This window comes from Gelatiniphilus marinus (assembly GCF_042684345.1).
In the GTDB taxonomy this organism is placed as follows: domain Bacteria; phylum Bacteroidota; class Bacteroidia; order Flavobacteriales; family Flavobacteriaceae; genus Gelatiniphilus; species Gelatiniphilus marinus.
Genome location: NZ_JBHULK010000001.1, coordinates 311536 through 328720, shown reverse-complemented (window position 1 = coordinate 328720; position 17185 = coordinate 311536). Strand labels below are relative to the sequence as shown.

Below are 17185 nucleotides of genomic sequence, written 5' to 3'. Positions count from 1 at the left end.
AAGAGGCTGTCTGAAAAGTAATTTTACAGTGTTATATTTAGCGCAGTCGAAATATCTTAGAAAAATTTATACATAAGATTCTTCGAATGCGGCCAGAATAACAAACTACATTTTTTGTCTTTTCAGACTGCCTGTTTTTTTTCACTTACAACATTACAAAGCACTAATAATATCGTATTTAGTAATAATTTGGTGTGTTCCATTTTCCAGTTTTACCAAAACCGCATTATTATCTCTGTTGAATAATTTTGAGAGGTCTTCGATAGCTGTGTTTTTACTTACCACAGGGAATGGTTTATGCATCACATCTTTTATAGGTAAATCTGAAATATTCTTGTTTTCAATAAACATGCGCAACAAATCAGCTTCGTCAATAGCGCCCACAAATCCTGTTGAATCTTCTACGGGTATTTGAGATATTTTATATTTTTTCATGCGCTCGATAGCATGCGAGACTAATTCTTCGGTTTTAACGGTTACTAAATCTTGAGTTTCGGTGTTTTTAACAAGGTCTTCTGCTGTGGTAATTTTGTCTTCAATAAATCCGCGTTCGCGCATCCACTCATCGTTAAACATTTTACCAACGTAGCGGCTTCCGTGGTCGTGAAACAGTACTACAACTACATCGTCTTTTGTAAAATGTTCTCTTAATTGCAGTACGCCTTTTATGGCTGCACCAGCCGAATTCCCTAAAAACATACCCTCTTCTTTGGCTAGTTTTTGGGTGTAAATAGCGGCATCTTTATCGGTTACTTTGGTAAACCCATCTATTAGGCTAAAATCTACATTTTCTGGTAAAATATCTTCACCAATGCCTTCGGTAATGTAGGGGTAGATTTCGTTTTCATCAAACTCACCGGTTTCGTGATATTTTTTAAACACCGAACCGTAAGTATCTACGCCCCAAATTTTAATATTTCTCCCAAAGCGTCGAGATTGTTCTTTTAAATATTTACCAACGCCAGAAATGGTACCGCCTGTACCAACGCCAACTACAAAATGCGTGATTTTGCCATCGGTTTGTTTCCATATTTCCGGCCCTGTGCTTTCGTAATGTGCTGCGGCATTACTGGGGTTATCGTATTGATTTACGTACCATGAGTTTGGGGTTTCTTCGCTCAATCGTTTTGAAACCGAATAGTAACTTCGTGGATCTGTTGGCTCTACATTTGTTGGGCACACCACCACTTTGGCACCAACGGCACGCAGAATATCCATTTTTTCTTTGGATTGTTTATCGCTTATTACAAAAACACATTTGTAGCCTTTTACAATAGCTGCTAAAGCTAAACCCATACCGGTATTGCCCGATGTGCCTTCAATGATTGTTCCTCCTGGTTTTAAACGCCCGTCGGCCTCGGCATCTTCAATCATTTTCAGGGCCATCCTGTCTTTTGTGGAATTGCCCGGATTAAAGGTTTCGTATTTTGACAGCACCAAACATGGCAAGTCTTTGGTTATTACATTTAGTTTTACCAAAGGTGTATTGCCAATGGTTTCTAGTATGTTTTTAGCGTATTCCATTTCTGATTTTATTTTTTTTTTAAAGGTGAAATGTGTTCGCCTTTGAAATTTTTAGTTGAATTCTGAATCTTTAATTCGGCTCTATTCTTAGCCACAAATTTAAGGTTTTACTACGACTATTATTATAAGTTTATGAATGCATTATGAGTAATAAGTTTTTTTAGACCTGTCTGGTTTGATACTGAAACAAGTTCAGCACAGGAAACCTGACAGGTCTCCAATTCTAAAATGGCTACATTTATTTTAGCTTAAACCTTATTTTTTATGATTGAAAATGGCGATTAATACTGAAACATAGCAAATATGCCCGCGCTAGGGATTGCAGCGGCATCCTTTTTAAAGACAAAAAAGAACTGATTTTGGCTAAGAACTGAACTTTAACAGATTGCCACGTCCTTCGTCCTAGCAATGACGCTTTAAAAAGATATAGCGGAAAGCCCGACCCTTGTGGTAGCGCCCAAAAAAGAGTATCGCTTTCATTTCGACAAGTTCAATGCCACGTGCGGAAATGACAGTTTAATGGTTTTCTAAACTATTAATTTTAGATTTTTTGTTTTAAATTATTGGAACCGAATGGCTTTTACTGGCGATATTTTTGTGATGATGTACGAGGGTACCAAAAGCATGAGCAGGCACAGCACCAGTGTGCCGATGTTTAGGGCAACGATGTAACTTAAACTTATGTAAACTGGGGCTTCGGAGACATAATACACGTTTGGATCGAGTGGAAATAGTTTAAAATACTTTTGCGCAAACAAGATGCCCAAACCTATGATATTACCCCATAAAAGCCCTAGAGATATAAGATAGGCCGCATTGTAGATAAACAGTTTGCGAATGCTGAAATTGTTGCTTCCAAGGGCTTTTAAAACGCCTATCATTTGGGTGCGTTCGAGTATTAAAACCAGTAGCGCGGTAATCATGTTAATACCTGCTACGAGTATCATAATACCAATGATGCCGTAAATGTTTTTATCGAAAATCTTGATCCATTCTAAAATGGAATAGTATTTTTCGGCTATGGTTTGTGTGTTTAATGTGGATGGCGTGTTTTTATAAATTTCGATGCCTTTTTTTTGCAGTTCGCTGTAATCATCTATAAAAATTTCGAAACTGCCAATTTGGTCTTCGCCCCATCTGTTAATGCGTTGCAAATGCCGAATATCGCCTATAAGATATTGTGCATCAAAATCTTGAAATCCGGAATTATAAATGCCAACAATGTTGTATGTTATGATGTTTGGGAGTTTGTTTGGGTCGTGTTTTTTAAATATCATTTGAAATGTATCGCCCAATTTAAACTGCAATCGGTTTGCCAAATATTTCGATATTAAAACATCTTCGTTGCGTTTATCGCTGTAATCTGGCAGTCTGCCTTCTATTAAAAATTCTTTAAAATAATCCCATTTATAATCTGCACCAACCCCTTTTAAAATGGCTCCTTCAAAATCGGTTTCGGTACGAATTACTCCAAATTTTGTGGCTACGGCTTGAATGTGACTGATGCCTTCAACCTGTTTAAAATCGGGGTAAAACTCTTGGTTTTTTGAGATGGGAAATGCGCTTTCCTGCGAGTTATTGCTATCGTAATTTGTAATATTTATATGCCCGTTAAACGCCACGACCTTATCGCGGATTTTTTGCTGCAAGCCAACGCCGGTAGCAATGGCAACCATCATTACCACAATGCCAATGGCAATGGCCGCAATTCCTATTTTTATTATTGGTGCAGATATGCTACTTTTATACGCTTTACTGCCAATAATGCGTTTAGCTATAAAAAACTCGTAATTCAATTTATATGATGATTTTTAATGCCCTCAAAAATACAGTTTTATTCTCGATTATTATTGGGATTGTTTTAATGATTTCTTGTGGAAGTAAGTCGAAAGAAAAAGACGGAATACAGATGCAGGACGACCGAAGAACTAACGATCAAGTTATGATCGTTAATAATATTAAAGATGACGAAGCTATTATAGTTGGTGCAAATCAGACCGAAGCTTATTTACATTTACTACAAGGTAAACGTGTTGGTGTTGTGGCGAATCAGACGAGTGTTATTTTTAAAGATGAAGCACTTGATAACGAACAGATTGCCACGTCGCAAAAAGCTCCTCGCAATGACGATTACACACATTTAGTAGATTCTTTATTGGCTTTAAATATTGATATTAAAAAAGTATTTGCGCCCGAACATGGGTTTCGTGGTACTGCTGATGCTGGCGAACATGTTAAAGATGATATTGATACCAAAACAAATTTACCTCTTATTTCGTTACACGGAAAACACAGAAAACCATCACAACAACAACTTGAAAATATTGATATTATGATTTTTGATATTCAGGATGTTGGCGTTCGTTTTTATACTTATATCTCCACATTGCACTATGTTATGGAAGCTTGTGCCGAAGCAGAAATCCCACTAATAATTTTTGATAGACCAAACCCAAACGGACATTATATTGATGGCCCAACTTTAGAGATTGAGCACCAAAGTTTTTTAGGTATGCACCCTATACCCTTAGTACACGGCATGACCATTGGCGAATATGCCCAAATGATTAATGGCGAAAAATGGTTAACAAATGGATTAAAGTGCAATATTACCATTATACCCGTTAAACACTATACGCACGACACTTTTTATAGCTTGCCCATTAGGCCTTCGCCCAATTTACCAAACGACCAATCTATAAAACTATACCCAAGCTTGGGACTTTTTGAGGGTACAAACGTAAATGCTGGTCGTGGTACCGAATTTCAGTTTCAACGCTACGGTGCTCCTTTTTTAGATAAAGAAAACCTTACATTTACTTATACGCCTGTTGCCAATTTTGGTGCTAAAAACCCAAAGCATAAAAACAAATTATGTTATGGCGAAGATTTAAAAGATGAAGCGCTTAATGGTGTTATGACTCTTAAATGGATTATGAAAGCTTATGAACATTCCACCGATAAATCCTTGTTTTTTCTAACCAATGGATTTACAAAGCATGCTGGAACAAAGCAACTACAAAAACAAATTGAAGCGGGTTTAAGCGAAGACGCTATTAAAGAAACATGGCAAGAGAATTTGAAAGCGTTTAAAAAGGTACGAGAAAAATATTTGATTTACGATTAACTATCAAACTCGGTTGGTTTTCTGTATTTCTGAAACGGTTGCTTCAACAAATCCTTAATATTGCTATTTTCTTTTTCATCTGGAAACACATCAACGCCATAAACAATTTTATCGGTATCCAATTCCATGTACGTGCCCAATAACCTATCCCAAACCGAAAAAATATTGCCGTAGTTAGAATCGGTATAAGGCATTTTATAATGATGGTGCACCTTATGCATATTTGGTGAAACCAATACGTAGCTAATTAACTTATCCGCCTTTTTTGGCAACTTAATATTAGAATGGGAAAACTGGGTAGAAACAACAGATAACGATTGATACAGCATAACAATACCAATGGGTGCACCAATAATAACAACGCCAATTAAGGTAAATAAATAACGAATAAGGCTCTCAATAGGGTGATGTCTGTTGGCTGTTGTGGCATCGACTTTATGGTCGGAATGATGTACCAAATGCACCATCCACAGCGCTGGCACCTTGTGCTCGATTAAATGTGGCAGATAAGCCCCAAAAAAATCCATTAGTAATACGCCCAGAAAAATATAAAGTCCCAAATCCATATCGGGCAGCCAATTTAATATACCAAAATTGTTAACCGACACCCAATCGGATGTTAGTAGCAAAAGAAAAGCCAAAGGTAAATTTACTAGTATGGTGGTAATGGTAAAAAAAATATTGGGAACGGCATGTTTCCATTTTTTATAATTGAAATTAAACAAAGGCATGGCGCCTTCTAAAAGCCAGAAAAAAGTTAAACCTCCAACAATTATTAGTCCGCGATGCAGTGGTGGAATGGTTTCGAAATATTGCAATAAGGTATCCATGTAATCAAATTGTTGCTTTAAAGATAAAAATATAATCTCGCAAAGCCGCTAAAACGCAAAGTTTCAATTACTGCGACTGGTACTGCTAACTAAACTTTAACTCTTTTTTTCATTTTCTCAACAATATTAAAAGCCGCAGGACACATCGCCACATTTTTTAAAGTGAGATTAGAAATTTGCTGAAACTTTTTTCTGTCGGTATGCGGAAATTCCCTGCATGCTTTTGGCCGCACCTCGTAAATCGAGCAATAATTATCGTCGCCTAAAAACACACACGGAACCGTTTGCAAAACATAATCGTTGTCCTCATCAATTCGTAAATACTGTTCAATAAACTGCTGTGGTTTTTGTTTAAAATGTTTCGAAATTCTATCAATATCTTTATCGGTAAATAACGGGCCTGTGGTTTTACAACAATTTGCACAAGTTAAGCAATCGGTTTTTTCAAACTCGGCATCGTGCAATTCTTGCATCATATAATCTAAATTTTTTGGTGGTTTCTTTTTTAGCTTCGCAAAGAATTTCTTGTTTTCGTTATGCTTATCTTTGGCACACTTTGGAAGGTTATTAATGATATCTTGCATGGTGTAAAAATAATACTTTTCGTTATTACGAAGGAAGTATCACAGAAGTAATCTTTAAAATTGAAATACTTAATTAATAAATTGCCCCGACTAAAAAGTCTCGCAAATGACATAAATTATGAAAGACCTTTTCGGAAACGCTTTATTGGATTACCACAACGGAAATTACACCGAAGACATTATCACTTCAACCAGTATTTCTGATGACGATGTATTGCCACTACCATACTTATTCCGCCGTTTTAAAAACATGCCAAAATTGGAGCAAAAAGCTTTAAAATTAGCAAAAGGCTGGGTTTTAGATGTGGGTTGTGGCACCGGAAGCCATAGTTTGTATTTACAAGAAAAAGGTGTAACAGTTAAAGCCATAGATATTTCAAGAGGCGCTATTGAAGTGGCGAAACAACGTGGTGTTTTACATGCCGAAGTAAAAAATATTTTAGCAGAAACCGATGCGTTTGACACCATTTTATTATTAATGAATGGTACTGGTATTTTTCAAGAGTTATCACAAGTTTCAAAATACTTATCGCATTTAAAACGCCTTTTAAAACCAAACGGACAAATACTAATTGATTCGTCGGATATTAAATATATGTACGAAGATGAAGATGGTGGCCTATGGCAAGATATGAATGCGAATTATTATGGCGAACTCGATTATTTTTTAAGCTACAAAGGTGAAAAAGAATTGCCAATGAAATGGTTGTATTTAGATTTTAATACACTATTAACTGTTTGCACTTCGGTTGGATTAAAATGTGAATTAATTTTAGAAGGCGAGCATTTTGATTATTTGGCACGATTGAGTTTATAGATTAAACCGATAATGCCCAATAATTTTAAAGCTAAAAAGGCAATCTTCTAAAACTTGTCCACTGCCAATATTATGAACGATTAAATGGCGTTTCCCATCGTTCGATTTTTTGTTTACCACAATACCAATGTGCGATGCAGCGTCTTTTAAATCCCAACAAACCAGATCTCCGGGTTTATAATCATTTGCGTTGTTTGTAATGGGTTTTTCAGCACCTTTTCGCTTAAAATAGGTCATTAAATTGGGCACGCGTCTGTGATCGATATTTTTATCGGTTGTTTTTAAACCCCATATTTTTGGGTATGCATTAAAGTTAGCCTTCATGTCTTCGTGGACTTCCTTTTGTAAATCGATACCCAGTTTTCGGTACGCCCTAATTATAACATCGGTACACACGCCTTTATTACTTGGAACATCGCCATTTGGATATGCGATTGAAAAGTAGCTGGGGTCGTATGTTACTTTTTGATGCGTTAATTCCAGAGCAGCTTCAGAGAGGTTTAATTTTTGTATTTCGGTTTGTGAAATGCAAAGATTGAAACAGAAAAGAAGTAAAATGAATTTTATCTTTTTCATTAAAATATAGATTTTAATTTGAAAGATTCCCGCCTACGCGGGAACTAGAAATCAAACTTAAAAGTAGCGCCAGCTAAAAACTGAATACTTTGCACTGGGAAATTTTGCCAGCGTTGATACGCTTCATTATTAATATTATTGGCTTTTGCAAATACTGAAATTTTATCGTTTATATGATAGCCTAAATGCGCATTGGCATCAAAATAACTATCTAAATCCATGATGAATGGCGTGCTAATAGTTATGCCATCATTTAAGAAAAACTGATCTTTACGTTCTCCAACATAAAACAGATTTGCTCCTGCAAACCAATGTTCGTTTATTTGATAATCTAAAAATAACGAGCCTTTTATATCGGGTAAATTCCAAGCTTCTGTTTCGGTATCGGTTGTGTATTTAAAATATTCAGCTTTTATACCTAGTTTAAAATTTCGGTTAACATCAACATTAATTTCTCCTGCAACGCCAAAGGTATCAACATCATCATAAACAATTCCAAAGGAATTTCCGTAAGCATAATTTTGGTTTGTCAGCGTTATTTCATTATTTCTAAACAGCGCTTTATTTCTGTCGGCCAAATATCGTCCGCTAATGTTATAACTCATATTGCTGGACAATTTTCCCTTTAAACCAATATATGCGTTGTATTGCTGATCGGTGGGCATTACCACTAAAGTTGGTGACACAAACGGGTTTTCGGTGGCAAATCCGTGGTATGAATTTTGAATTAACTCGCCTTGAATTCCGCCGTAAGCAATCAATACATCGTTAACCAATCGGTAAGTTGCGGTAATATTTGGATATAAATAAATATTGTTTTCTTTAGATTCTGAATCTCTTAAATACGATACCGAGATCCCTAAATTAAGTGTTAAATCATCCTCTTTTAACTCATAAGTTGGAGAAACTCCTATTTGAAAATTGCCGTGTCTTAATTCATCAGTAGTAAAATAATTTCTATCGAATGTTCCATTTATATAATCGAATTTAAAATCGGTTGAAATTTCCTCGTCATTAATTGGTATATCAATTTTTGCTTTGGCTACAAACCTATTTTCTCCAGAACCTTGATTATCTCCAAAGCGTCTGAAAAAGAAACTTCCGGAGTTAATATAGGTATCTTCGAAAGTAATATCGCCCCCAAAATGCGCACTGTAAAACGAATGATCTACCTCAATACCATTGGCCTGAGCTTGTGCCAATTGCGATGGTGGCACGCCGTACCAATTGTACATTTTTTGCAGAAAACCACCTTCGACATTCCAAGCCAAATCCCGTAATCGACTGGAATAATTCGCATTGATTTTTGTGGTTGAAAAATTATCATCAAAAGATAAACCATCAATACCGCCCTGCGATGAGTGATGACTTACGTAACCGCCCACGCTTTCGGTCCTGCTAATAGCATGGTTTAAATACACTTCGCCCAAAATGGTGGTATAGGTACCAACGCCCAAAGTGGCGTAATTATCGTATAACTTTACAGGTTTAGCTTTTTCTACAACTGCTGCTTTTCCTTTTGCCGGTGTAAATGTTGATGCTACTGGAAACGAGAAAATATTATATTTAATTTCTTTTTTGGTCGCCGTTTCTTCATCATCTAACGATGGGATTTCCTTTACCTTAAAAGCATCAGAAATTGATGGCGTATATGGTTTTACCACATCGATTACGCCGGTTTTAATAGTATCATTCTTTCTGTCTTGAGAGGAAACTGATGTTATACTTAAAGTTACAATGGCTAATAAAAAATATTTTGTGTGCTTTCGCATAGGACTTTATTTATGTTTAACCCTTCGACTAGCTCAGGGCAGGTTTACGATTGATGAATTTAATTTTCTTCAGTTTCAATTGACGAGTTTGTTTTGGCCTCTTCTACTTTTATTGTCTTTAATTCTGCTTTGGCCTCATCGACAACATCATCAAATTCCACAAAATTTTCTATAACACTTTCTAAAATATAAGTGGCTTGAAACGCATCGTTTAAAGCATAATAATTCTTCGCCATAAGCACCAAACCTTTGGCGCTGTAATATTTATAACCTGAAAAATCTTTGGCTAATTTTTGAACCGATTTATTTGATGCCGCATGCTTGCCTTCTTTATTTTTAAAATAAGCATTGTAATACAAGGCCTCTGCAGCCGTTTCTCCTGTTGCCACTTTTTCTACTCTTGCAAAAGCGGTTTTTGCTTTGTCTTCATCGCCCATTTTAATAGCTGAACGTGCGATTATAATGTGCGCATCACTTTTAATTTTATTATCAATTTTAGAATTTGTAAGCACTTTTTCGGCATAAGAAACCGCATCATTATAATTTTCTAATTGGTAATGGGCCTTCATTAAATTAGACTGTGCAAACACCGTATTTTGCGGAAAATTGGCTTCGGTTTCCAATCGCAACAATAGCGGAATGGCTTGGTTCCAGCTTTTGCTTTCAAGATAAAATTGCGATAAACGCGATAAGGATTCCTCGGTGTATTCGCTTTGCGGTGCCTCAACAATATATTTATAATGCGGTGCGGCATTGGCCAATAAATCTTTTTTGTAATACAGTTGAGCCAAGTAAAAATGCGCTTGTAAAGCGTGCAACCCGTTGGGAAATTCATTCAAATAGCCGTTAAATTGCTTGATGGCTTTATCGGTATTACTGTCTAAATACTGTTTTTCGGCGGCCTCGTAAGTCGTATTGTCCAAATCGGCATCGGTTACTTCAACATAATCCAAGGTTTTTACCCAATTTGCATAATCGTTAACCCGACCCAAATCGATATAAATTAAACGCGCTGTTGAAACCGATTGAACCGCTTCTGGCGTTCCTGGATAATTACTAGCAATGTTCTTAAATTTGCTCAAGGCTTGTTCATTTTCACTATCATTGTAATATACCAAACCTTGACGTAATAAGGCTTTTGGCACGAATGAACTCATTTTATATTCGCTATTTAAACGATTATACATTTGCATCGCTTTATCTTTTTCGTTTGCTTTTACATAAGAATTTCCTAATTCGTACATAGCATCGTCTCGTAATTTTGACTTCGGATAGGTTTCAATAAACTGTTCTAAAGCGGCAATTTTTTTTGAAGATTGCCCAGTATAACCCACACTAATGGCTTTTTGAAAAAACGGATAATCGGAATCGATTTCATTCATTTCAATGGCTTTTTCGTAAGCTTTAATGGCATTGCTATATTGGCTCGATACGAAATGTCCGTCACCCAATCTTAAATAGGCATCATTCAATCTTATTTTATCATCTTTTTTATTAGAAATAAATTGATTGAAATGCTTTGTGGCTTGCGGATAGTTTTTTTGTTTGAAATAGGTATAGGCCAAATTATAATCTATATTTTCAATTTCAGGAGTTGAAGCAGATGCTGTTTGCTGCTGAAACTGTTTAAAACCAATCAAAGCATCATCGTAGTTTGTTAAATTATAATCGGCTTCGGCTTTCCAAAAGGTTGCTCTTGCGGTGTATTTTGAGTCTCTTGGTTCGGTTAATGAGGCATCGAAAAGCGATTCGGCTTCTAAATATTGCGTGTCGTTATACAACTCAATACCTCTATAAAATGCTACTTTTTGATATGCTACTTTGTTTTCAAAGCTCTTTTTGCCTTCTAAAAGTTTAAGCGCTTCTTTGTAGTTTTTTGAGGTGATGTACGAATCGATCAAAAGGGTTTCAATTTCTTCTTTATAGCCTGTGTTTGGGTATTTATCTAAATAAGCTGCTAAAACCTGCGGTGCCGATTGGTACGGATTACCAATTTCGTAACTGATTTTCGCATAATTTAACCAGGCATCTTCTTGAATTTTTAAATCGAAACTCATTTGCGATGCGTTTCTAAAGGCATTTAAAGCCTCTTGTTTTTTATTTAAATGAATATAGCTTTCGCCTAAATGATAATAAGCGTTTTGAGCAATAGCATTGTTGCCACCAACTATTTTATTAAATTCCGAAATGGCATTTTCGTAATCTTTTTGTTTGTAATATGCGTAGCCCAATTGGTAAAAATCGGTGTTATTCCACTTTGCATTTCTATCGCGTTTTCCTTTTTTGCCTTTATATGCGGTTAAATACGGGATAGCTTCAGCGTATTTTTCTAAATTGAAATAACTTTCACCTATGATTTTTGAGAGTTCAGATACTTCGGCGTCATCGCTGGTTTCCAATCGGTCTTTTGCCAATTCGATGGCTTTTTCAAATTTTCCGAGTTTAAAATGAAGATCGGCTTGGTAATACGACAGCTTTTCTTTGTAACGTTCTTGGTCGCTTACTTGATCGAAATACGCATTTGCTTCATCATAATCATCACCTTCATAAGCCATAAAACCAATGTAATATTTAGCTTGCGAACCGTATTCTTGAGAATTCTCGACACGAGATAAATACTTTTTTGCTACTTTATATTGTTTTACCGAAAATGCCGAATACCCATTGTTAAAATTAAATTTTTCTTTTTCTTTTTTAGCCAGAGCCGCTTCGTTTACCTTATCGTACCACTTTCTTGCGTGCGGATATTTACCGTTTACAAAATAATAATCTGCAACATCAACAAAGGCGGTATTGCGTTTGGTACTGGTTGGGTAATCTTCTACAAAATCCTCTATAAGCTGGTCGGCATTTTGCTGGTTTAGCCTTACTGCGCAATTGGCTATATAATAGGCGCAATCTGATTTTAATATAAATTCTTTTGCATCCTTTTTAACACTTCTAAAAAGCGATTGGGCAGCAAGATATTGTTGGTTATTAAATAGAGAAAGTGCTTTTTGATAGTCCACCAAACTACTGGTGTAAGTGGCAGACTGTTGTGCCATGATTTGGAAACTAAAACTTAGGGCCACAAAGAGGCATACAATATTATTATTACTCATTAACAATTCGTTTTTTAATTAAATCAAAGATAAATATAAGGTTTTAGGTTCCCGTCTTCGCGGGAAGGACAATTTCAATTGAAATCAAGATATAATATCTTGAAGATTTATTCAACTTATAACGTAATAATCGTGCCATAATTATAAACTGCGCTGTAAAAATACGTTTTAAGTCGCAGTCTCAGTTTTAAGTAACCATAAATTCAGTTAAAAACTTTTAATGCTTAACTTTTCTCTTTTAACTTATTAATAATACATTTACAGCACATTAAATTTAATCTGTTTTTATGTCGAACCCTATTTTACAACTAAAAGATGCTGCCATTTACCAAGGCGACAGTTTGGTGCTTGCCAACGTTAATGTAGAAATAAACAAAGGCGATTTTGTGTATTTAATTGGAAAAACAGGAACTGGAAAAAGTAGTTTTATGAAAACGCTTTATGGCGATTTGCCTTTAACCGAAGGCGAAGGGCAGATTGTAGATTACAATTTAAAAACCCTTAAAGAAAAAGAAATCCCTTTTTTACGACGGAAATTGGGCGTGGTATTCCAAGATTTTAAATTACTTACAGACAGAACGGTAAACGATAACCTGCTTTTTGTTTTAAAGGCCACGGGCTGGAAAGATAAAAAGGAAATGAAGTTACGGGTTGAAGAAGTTTTAGATAAAGTAGATATGAAAACCAAAGGGTTTAAATACCCGCACGAACTTTCTGGTGGCGAGCAACAGCGCATTGCTATTGCAAGAGCTTTACTAAATAACCCAGAATTAATACTCGCTGACGAACCCACGGGCAATCTAGATCCGCAAACCAGCGTTGAAGTGATGGAGGTTCTGCAAGACATTAATAAAAACGGCAACACTATTTTAATGGCAACCCACGATTATGCTTTGCTACTTAAATACCCAAGCAAAACGTTAAAGTGCGATGATAACGCGGTTTATGAGGTGGTGCAGCGCAAGGGGTAGTTTTACTAAAAAATATGCGATTAATAACTATAGATGACTTTATTGATTTATATGCAAAATTAAAACAAAGAGGTTTAAGTTTCATTGTTTCGAAATTTAGTTTCCACAAAATTAGGCGAACCAAAAGTGCATTTAACCAAGTGGATATTGATGCTTCAAATTGGTGGGCAATACCAAAAGTTAAGCAGAGATGGAATGCTATGATTACCTCCAATGAATATATTGAATATGAAGAATTTGTAGTTAAAAACTTCCTGAACAACAACCAAAGATTAAAAATGCTATCTATTGGCAGCGGCATTTGTAGCCATGAATTGAAATTTGCAAAATATAAAAACTTTGAAGACATACTATGCTTGGATATTTCAGATAAACTTTTAAAAAAAGCAAAAGATACAGCTACCCAACAAAATTTAAACAACATTACATTTAAAGCTCTGGATATATATGATTTTGAGTTTCCTGAAAATTACTACGACATTGTTTTTTTTCATGCCTCGCTACACCATTTTAAAAACATAGATCATTTAATTGGAACATTAGTAAACAGAACTCTAAAAAAAAACGGTAAATTAATAATTAATGAGTTTGTTGGGGCAAACAGGCTACAGTTTCCTGAGCATCAATTAAAGGCAATAAACACAGCCTTAAAAATGCTTCCAAAAAAATTCAAGAAAAGATACAAATCAAGTTTTTACAAAAAAAGAGTTTATGGCTCGGGCTTGTTGAGAATGATAATTGCCGACCCATCTGAATGTGTGGAATCTAAAAACATTTTACCTGTTATCCATAAATACTACAAAACCATTTACGAAGCCCCCTATGGAGGCAACATACTAATGACGTTGCTCAAGGACTTATCGCAGCATTTTATAAATTTGGATCTTGAAAAAAAAGCCTTGTTGGATAGATTATTTGAGTTTGAAGATAATTATATAAAAAACCATGCAAGCGATTTTGTTTTTGGAATTTACCAAACCACAAAAAAAACAGATAATTAACCTAATATGCTATCAATTTTAATACCAGTTTACAACTGCCATATAACCCCTTTAGCAAAAGAACTTTACAGGCAAGTTTTAGACTGTGGTATTAATTTCGAAATATTGGTTTACGACGATGCATCTACACATAATGTTGCCAACAACAAAACAATAAACCAATTTAAAAACACAACCTTTAAAATACTTCCTGAAAACATTGGCCGAAGTGCCATAAGAAATTTGTTAGCACTTAACGCAAAACACGAATGGTTGTTGTTTTTAGACGCAGACACGTTTCCTGTAAACAAAGATTTTATAAGGCAATATCTATCTAATTTAAATTATAATATTGTAGTTGGCGGAATAGCTGTTTCAAAAAAACCAAAAAAAAAAGCCTGCAAGCTCCGATGGCTATTTACAAAAAAGAGAGAGACAAAAGAAAATTCTTCAGCAAACTTTATAATTAAAAAAAGTGTATTTAAAACCTTTCCTTTTGATGAATCCATAAAAAAATACGGCTACGAAGATGTGTTGTTTTTTAACACTTTAAAAAAAAACAAAGAATATGTTCACAATATTGAAAACCAAGTATATCATAATACCGAAGAAGGTGCTGATTCTTTTTTAAAAAAAACCGAAACTGCTATTGAAAACCTTTTGTATTTACAGAAAAACAATAAAATTGAAAATGAGTGGTCTAAAATACTACAATACTATTATAAATTAGAAGCATTAAAATTAACCCAATTTACGGCTTATTTATTTTTGGCATTAAAAAGTTTATTGGTAAAAAACCTAAACTCTTCCAACCCATCGTTATTATTGTTTGATTTTTATAGATTAGGCTATTTTTGCTTAATAAAAAAGAGCCCATGAAACCTTTTTTCTCAGTTATAATACCTTTATTTAACAAAGAAGCCTTTATTGAAGCTACTTTAAAAAGTGTTATTGAGCAATCCTTTAAAGATTTTGAGGTTATTGTTGTTAACGATGGCAGTACGGATAGCAGTTTAAAACGGGCACAATTAGTACAAGACGATAGAATAGCAATAATTACCATAGCTAATTCTGGCTTATCTGTAGCCAGAAATACCGGTATTAAAAATGCAAATGCAAGTAACATAACCTTTATTGATGCCGACGACCTTTGGCTAAAGCACCATTTAGAGCAATTGCACGATTTAATTCATCTTTACCCAAACATGGGGCTATATGCAACTGGATATACCCTGCAAAAATCCAATACTAAATTTCACAGGGCGCACTTTAATGATTTACCAGAAAACTTTGTTGGTGTTGTGCCTAATTTTTTTAAGCATTCCTTACAACATTGTATAGCTTGGGTAGGGTCCATTTGTATTCCAAAACATGTTTTTGATACCATTGGAAATTTCGATCCTGAAATTTATTCTGAACAAGACACCGATTTATATATAAGAATAGCGCTTAAATACGATATAGCTTTAGATAACAGTTCGGTAAGTGCTATTTATAACAGGACAATGGATGATAACATGTCTAACTTCACGCAAAAGAAAAAGATTCCTAAATTTTTATATGCCTACAAAGATATAGAATCTACAAACTTTCATTTAAAAAAATATTTGGATTTAAACAGATTTTCTACGCTTGTATTCTTTAAATTATCGACTAATAAAGTTTTAGAGAAAGCACTAGTTAAAGATATAGACTTGAACAATTTAAATAGAATACAACGCCTTTTAATTTATTTGCCGAACGGCACTTTACGCTTTTTGTTTAATATTAAAACCAAACTCAAATTAAATCCTTTAATTGTTTTTAGGTCTAAAATTTAATTGGATTCTAGTGCATTTTTCCATTTTTGAGAAATACTTTCCAAAGTAAAATTCTGGACACTTTCTACCGCATTTGCTCTAAACTTTTTTAAAGTTTCTTTTTCGTATGTAATTTTCTGCAAAGCAAAACTCAGTTCATTTACATTGTAGGTTTCCAACAACAACCCATTAACATTATTTATTATAATTTCTGATGGCCCCGTTTCGCAATTAATGGCTACAACTGGTGTGCCGCACGCCAAAGATTCGGCCAAAACCAATCCAAATCCCTCATAATAACTAGTTAATATAGTGCAAATTGCATGTTTCATATAAACATAAGGATTCTTGGTAAATGGTTTAAATATAACGTGGTCATTAATTTTTAAATCTTCAATTTGTTTCTCGTACAATTCCCTGTCGTCTCCCTCGCCCAAAAGTATTAATTTGATACCGTTCATGTAAATTTTAGATTTACTATATGCACGAATTAACAATTTAATGTTTTTACATTTTTCATCAAATCTGCCACAGAATAAAATATATTTGTACGCGGTTTCAAATGGTTTATTAGCCATATTATTTATAGCATCGATATCTACCGCATTTGGTATGCACAATAATTTGTTTTGATTATAAAACTGTTTTAAAAAAACCAATAATCCATCGCTAACTGTTATTATTTTAAAGGCGTTACTTAGCAACCATTTTTTTAAGTAGGTGCTTTTAATGATTTCCTGTTTATAAGAAGCGCTATGTACCACATACAAAACCTTAAAGTTTCTATAAATATATTTGCATACAGCAAGTTCGTTTAACAAACCACTGGTTCTTAAACGGTTATCTATTACGGCATCAAACTTATTGTCCTTTAAATATTTTCTGAATAAAATTGTTCTTTTTATTTTACCAAAAAACGTGTTGTTTTTGTCTTTTAATTTTCCCAGGTTGAAAATGGTTCCTTTATAATCAAACACTATAATATTGGAAATTAATACAATATGTACCTTGTAACCCAATTTGGATAGTATGATGGATTGCATTGCGGCGGCTTTTTCGGCTCCCCCAATCCCTAAAGATGTTGTAACAATACAAATTTTCATA

General features: G+C 34.6%; 14 protein-coding genes. 6 read left to right on the top strand and 8 right to left on the bottom strand.

The annotated features are described in order from the left end of the window. Positions 1-153: 153 nt before the first annotated feature. Together ACFSQS_RS01460 and ACFSQS_RS01455 are read right to left on the bottom strand one after the other, a co-directional pair. Positions 154-1524, bottom strand: coding sequence for a pyridoxal-phosphate dependent enzyme (locus tag ACFSQS_RS01460; protein WP_388012969.1), 1371 nt, complete (start codon positions 1522-1524; stop codon positions 154-156). A gap of 560 nt (positions 1525-2084) precedes the next feature. Further along, entirely contained in the window at positions 2085-3320 is a 1236-nt protein-coding gene (locus tag ACFSQS_RS01455) for an ABC transporter permease (RefSeq protein WP_388012966.1), read from the bottom strand. A 5-nt stretch (positions 3321-3325) separates the two neighbouring features. Between ACFSQS_RS01455 and ACFSQS_RS01450 the strand changes: the two genes are divergently transcribed. Further along, a complete protein-coding gene (locus tag ACFSQS_RS01450; RefSeq protein ID WP_388012963.1) occupies positions 3326-4651 on the top strand; it encodes an exo-beta-N-acetylmuramidase NamZ family protein in 1326 nt (441 codons plus the stop codon). On the opposite strand, the gene ACFSQS_RS01445 is transcribed toward ACFSQS_RS01450, so the two are convergent. Then, the gene (locus tag ACFSQS_RS01445; RefSeq protein ID WP_388012960.1) at positions 4648-5481 is read right to left on the bottom strand and encodes a sterol desaturase family protein; all 834 of its coding nucleotides are present in this window, start codon (positions 5479-5481) and stop codon (positions 4648-4650) included. The genes ACFSQS_RS01450 and ACFSQS_RS01445 overlap by 4 nt on opposite strands. An 89-nt stretch (positions 5482-5570) precedes the next feature. Then, complete coding sequence (locus ACFSQS_RS01440; protein ID WP_388012957.1) at positions 5571-6065, bottom strand: YkgJ family cysteine cluster protein; 495 nt, start codon at positions 6063-6065, stop codon at positions 5571-5573. Positions 6066-6183: 118 nt separating this feature from the next. Here ACFSQS_RS01440 and ACFSQS_RS01435 point away from each other — a divergent pair, with 118 nt between their 5' ends. Further along, the gene (locus ACFSQS_RS01435) at positions 6184-6882 is read left to right on the top strand and encodes a class I SAM-dependent methyltransferase (protein ID WP_388012954.1); all 699 of its coding nucleotides are present in this window, start codon (positions 6184-6186) and stop codon (positions 6880-6882) included. Here the strand turns inward: ACFSQS_RS01435 and ACFSQS_RS01430 are convergent. The 3 genes from ACFSQS_RS01430 to ACFSQS_RS01420 are packed head-to-tail and all read right to left on the bottom strand — an operon-like array spanning position 6877 to position 12331. Then, the gene (locus ACFSQS_RS01430; RefSeq protein ID WP_388012951.1) at positions 6877-7458 is read right to left on the bottom strand and encodes a DUF1287 domain-containing protein; all 582 of its coding nucleotides are present in this window, start codon (positions 7456-7458) and stop codon (positions 6877-6879) included. The genes ACFSQS_RS01435 and ACFSQS_RS01430 overlap by 6 nt on opposite strands. 44 nt (positions 7459-7502) lie before the next feature. After that, positions 7503-9230, bottom strand: a complete 1728-nt coding sequence (locus tag ACFSQS_RS01425; RefSeq protein ID WP_388012948.1) for a TonB-dependent receptor — start codon at positions 9228-9230, stop codon at positions 7503-7505. A 59-nt stretch (positions 9231-9289) separates the two neighbouring features. Beyond that, the gene (locus tag ACFSQS_RS01420) at positions 9290-12331 is read right to left on the bottom strand and encodes a tetratricopeptide repeat protein (RefSeq protein WP_388012945.1); all 3042 of its coding nucleotides are present in this window, start codon (positions 12329-12331) and stop codon (positions 9290-9292) included. A 287-nt stretch (positions 12332-12618) separates the two neighbouring features. On the opposite strand from ACFSQS_RS01420, the gene ACFSQS_RS01415 reads away from it, so the two are divergent. From ACFSQS_RS01415 to ACFSQS_RS01400, 4 genes are read left to right on the top strand one after another with little or no spacing between them, the layout of a single operon-like run. Next, positions 12619-13302, top strand: coding sequence for a cell division ATP-binding protein FtsE (locus tag ACFSQS_RS01415; protein WP_388012942.1), 684 nt, complete (start codon positions 12619-12621; stop codon positions 13300-13302). A gap of 14 nt (positions 13303-13316) precedes the next feature. After that, positions 13317-14303 carry a class I SAM-dependent methyltransferase gene (locus tag ACFSQS_RS01410; protein ID WP_388012939.1) on the top strand — a complete coding sequence of 329 codons (987 nt, stop codon included), beginning with the start codon at positions 13317-13319 and terminating at the stop codon, positions 14301-14303. Positions 14304-14309: 6 nt separating this feature from the next. Then, on the top strand, positions 14310-15161 hold the full coding sequence (locus ACFSQS_RS01405; RefSeq protein ID WP_388012936.1) for a glycosyltransferase family 2 protein: 852 nt from the start codon (positions 14310-14312) through the stop codon (positions 15159-15161). After that, positions 15158-16102, top strand: coding sequence for a glycosyltransferase family 2 protein (locus ACFSQS_RS01400; RefSeq protein ID WP_388012933.1), 945 nt, complete (start codon positions 15158-15160; stop codon positions 16100-16102). Before ACFSQS_RS01405 ends, ACFSQS_RS01400 begins: the two co-directional genes overlap by 4 nt. Here ACFSQS_RS01400 and ACFSQS_RS01395 read toward each other — a convergent pair. Then, positions 16099-17184, bottom strand: a complete 1086-nt coding sequence (locus ACFSQS_RS01395) for a glycosyltransferase (protein WP_388012930.1) — start codon at positions 17182-17184, stop codon at positions 16099-16101. The two genes, ACFSQS_RS01400 and ACFSQS_RS01395, sit on opposite strands and share 4 nt — an antisense overlap. Position 17185 lies beyond the last annotated feature (1 nt).

Excerpts from the sequence above, each read along its gene's own strand:
- ACFSQS_RS01400 (WP_388012933.1), top strand. The coding sequence starts at position 15,158 with ATGAAACCTTTTTTCTCAGTTATAATACCTTTATTTAACAAAGAAGCC.
- ACFSQS_RS01425 (WP_388012948.1), bottom strand. The coding sequence starts at position 9,230 with ATGCGAAAGCACACAAAATATTTTTTATTAGCCATTGTAACTTTAAGT.
- ACFSQS_RS01450 (WP_388012963.1), top strand. The coding sequence starts at position 3,326 with ATGATGATTTTTAATGCCCTCAAAAATACAGTTTTATTCTCGATTATT.
- ACFSQS_RS01435 (WP_388012954.1), top strand. The coding sequence starts at position 6,184 with ATGAAAGACCTTTTCGGAAACGCTTTATTGGATTACCACAACGGAAAT.
- ACFSQS_RS01460 (WP_388012969.1), bottom strand. The coding sequence starts at position 1,524 with ATGGAATACGCTAAAAACATACTAGAAACCATTGGCAATACACCTTTG.
- ACFSQS_RS01410 (WP_388012939.1), top strand. The coding sequence starts at position 13,317 with ATGCGATTAATAACTATAGATGACTTTATTGATTTATATGCAAAATTA.
- ACFSQS_RS01445 (WP_388012960.1), bottom strand. The coding sequence starts at position 5,481 with ATGGATACCTTATTGCAATATTTCGAAACCATTCCACCACTGCATCGC.
- ACFSQS_RS01420 (WP_388012945.1), bottom strand. The coding sequence starts at position 12,331 with ATGAGTAATAATAATATTGTATGCCTCTTTGTGGCCCTAAGTTTTAGT.
- ACFSQS_RS01405 (WP_388012936.1), top strand. The coding sequence starts at position 14,310 with ATGCTATCAATTTTAATACCAGTTTACAACTGCCATATAACCCCTTTA.
- ACFSQS_RS01395 (WP_388012930.1), bottom strand. The coding sequence starts at position 17,184 with ATGAAAATTTGTATTGTTACAACATCTTTAGGGATTGGGGGAGCCGAA.
- ACFSQS_RS01430 (WP_388012951.1), bottom strand. The coding sequence starts at position 7,458 with ATGAAAAAGATAAAATTCATTTTACTTCTTTTCTGTTTCAATCTTTGC.
- ACFSQS_RS01415 (WP_388012942.1), top strand. The coding sequence starts at position 12,619 with ATGTCGAACCCTATTTTACAACTAAAAGATGCTGCCATTTACCAAGGC.
- ACFSQS_RS01440 (WP_388012957.1), bottom strand. The coding sequence starts at position 6,065 with ATGCAAGATATCATTAATAACCTTCCAAAGTGTGCCAAAGATAAGCAT.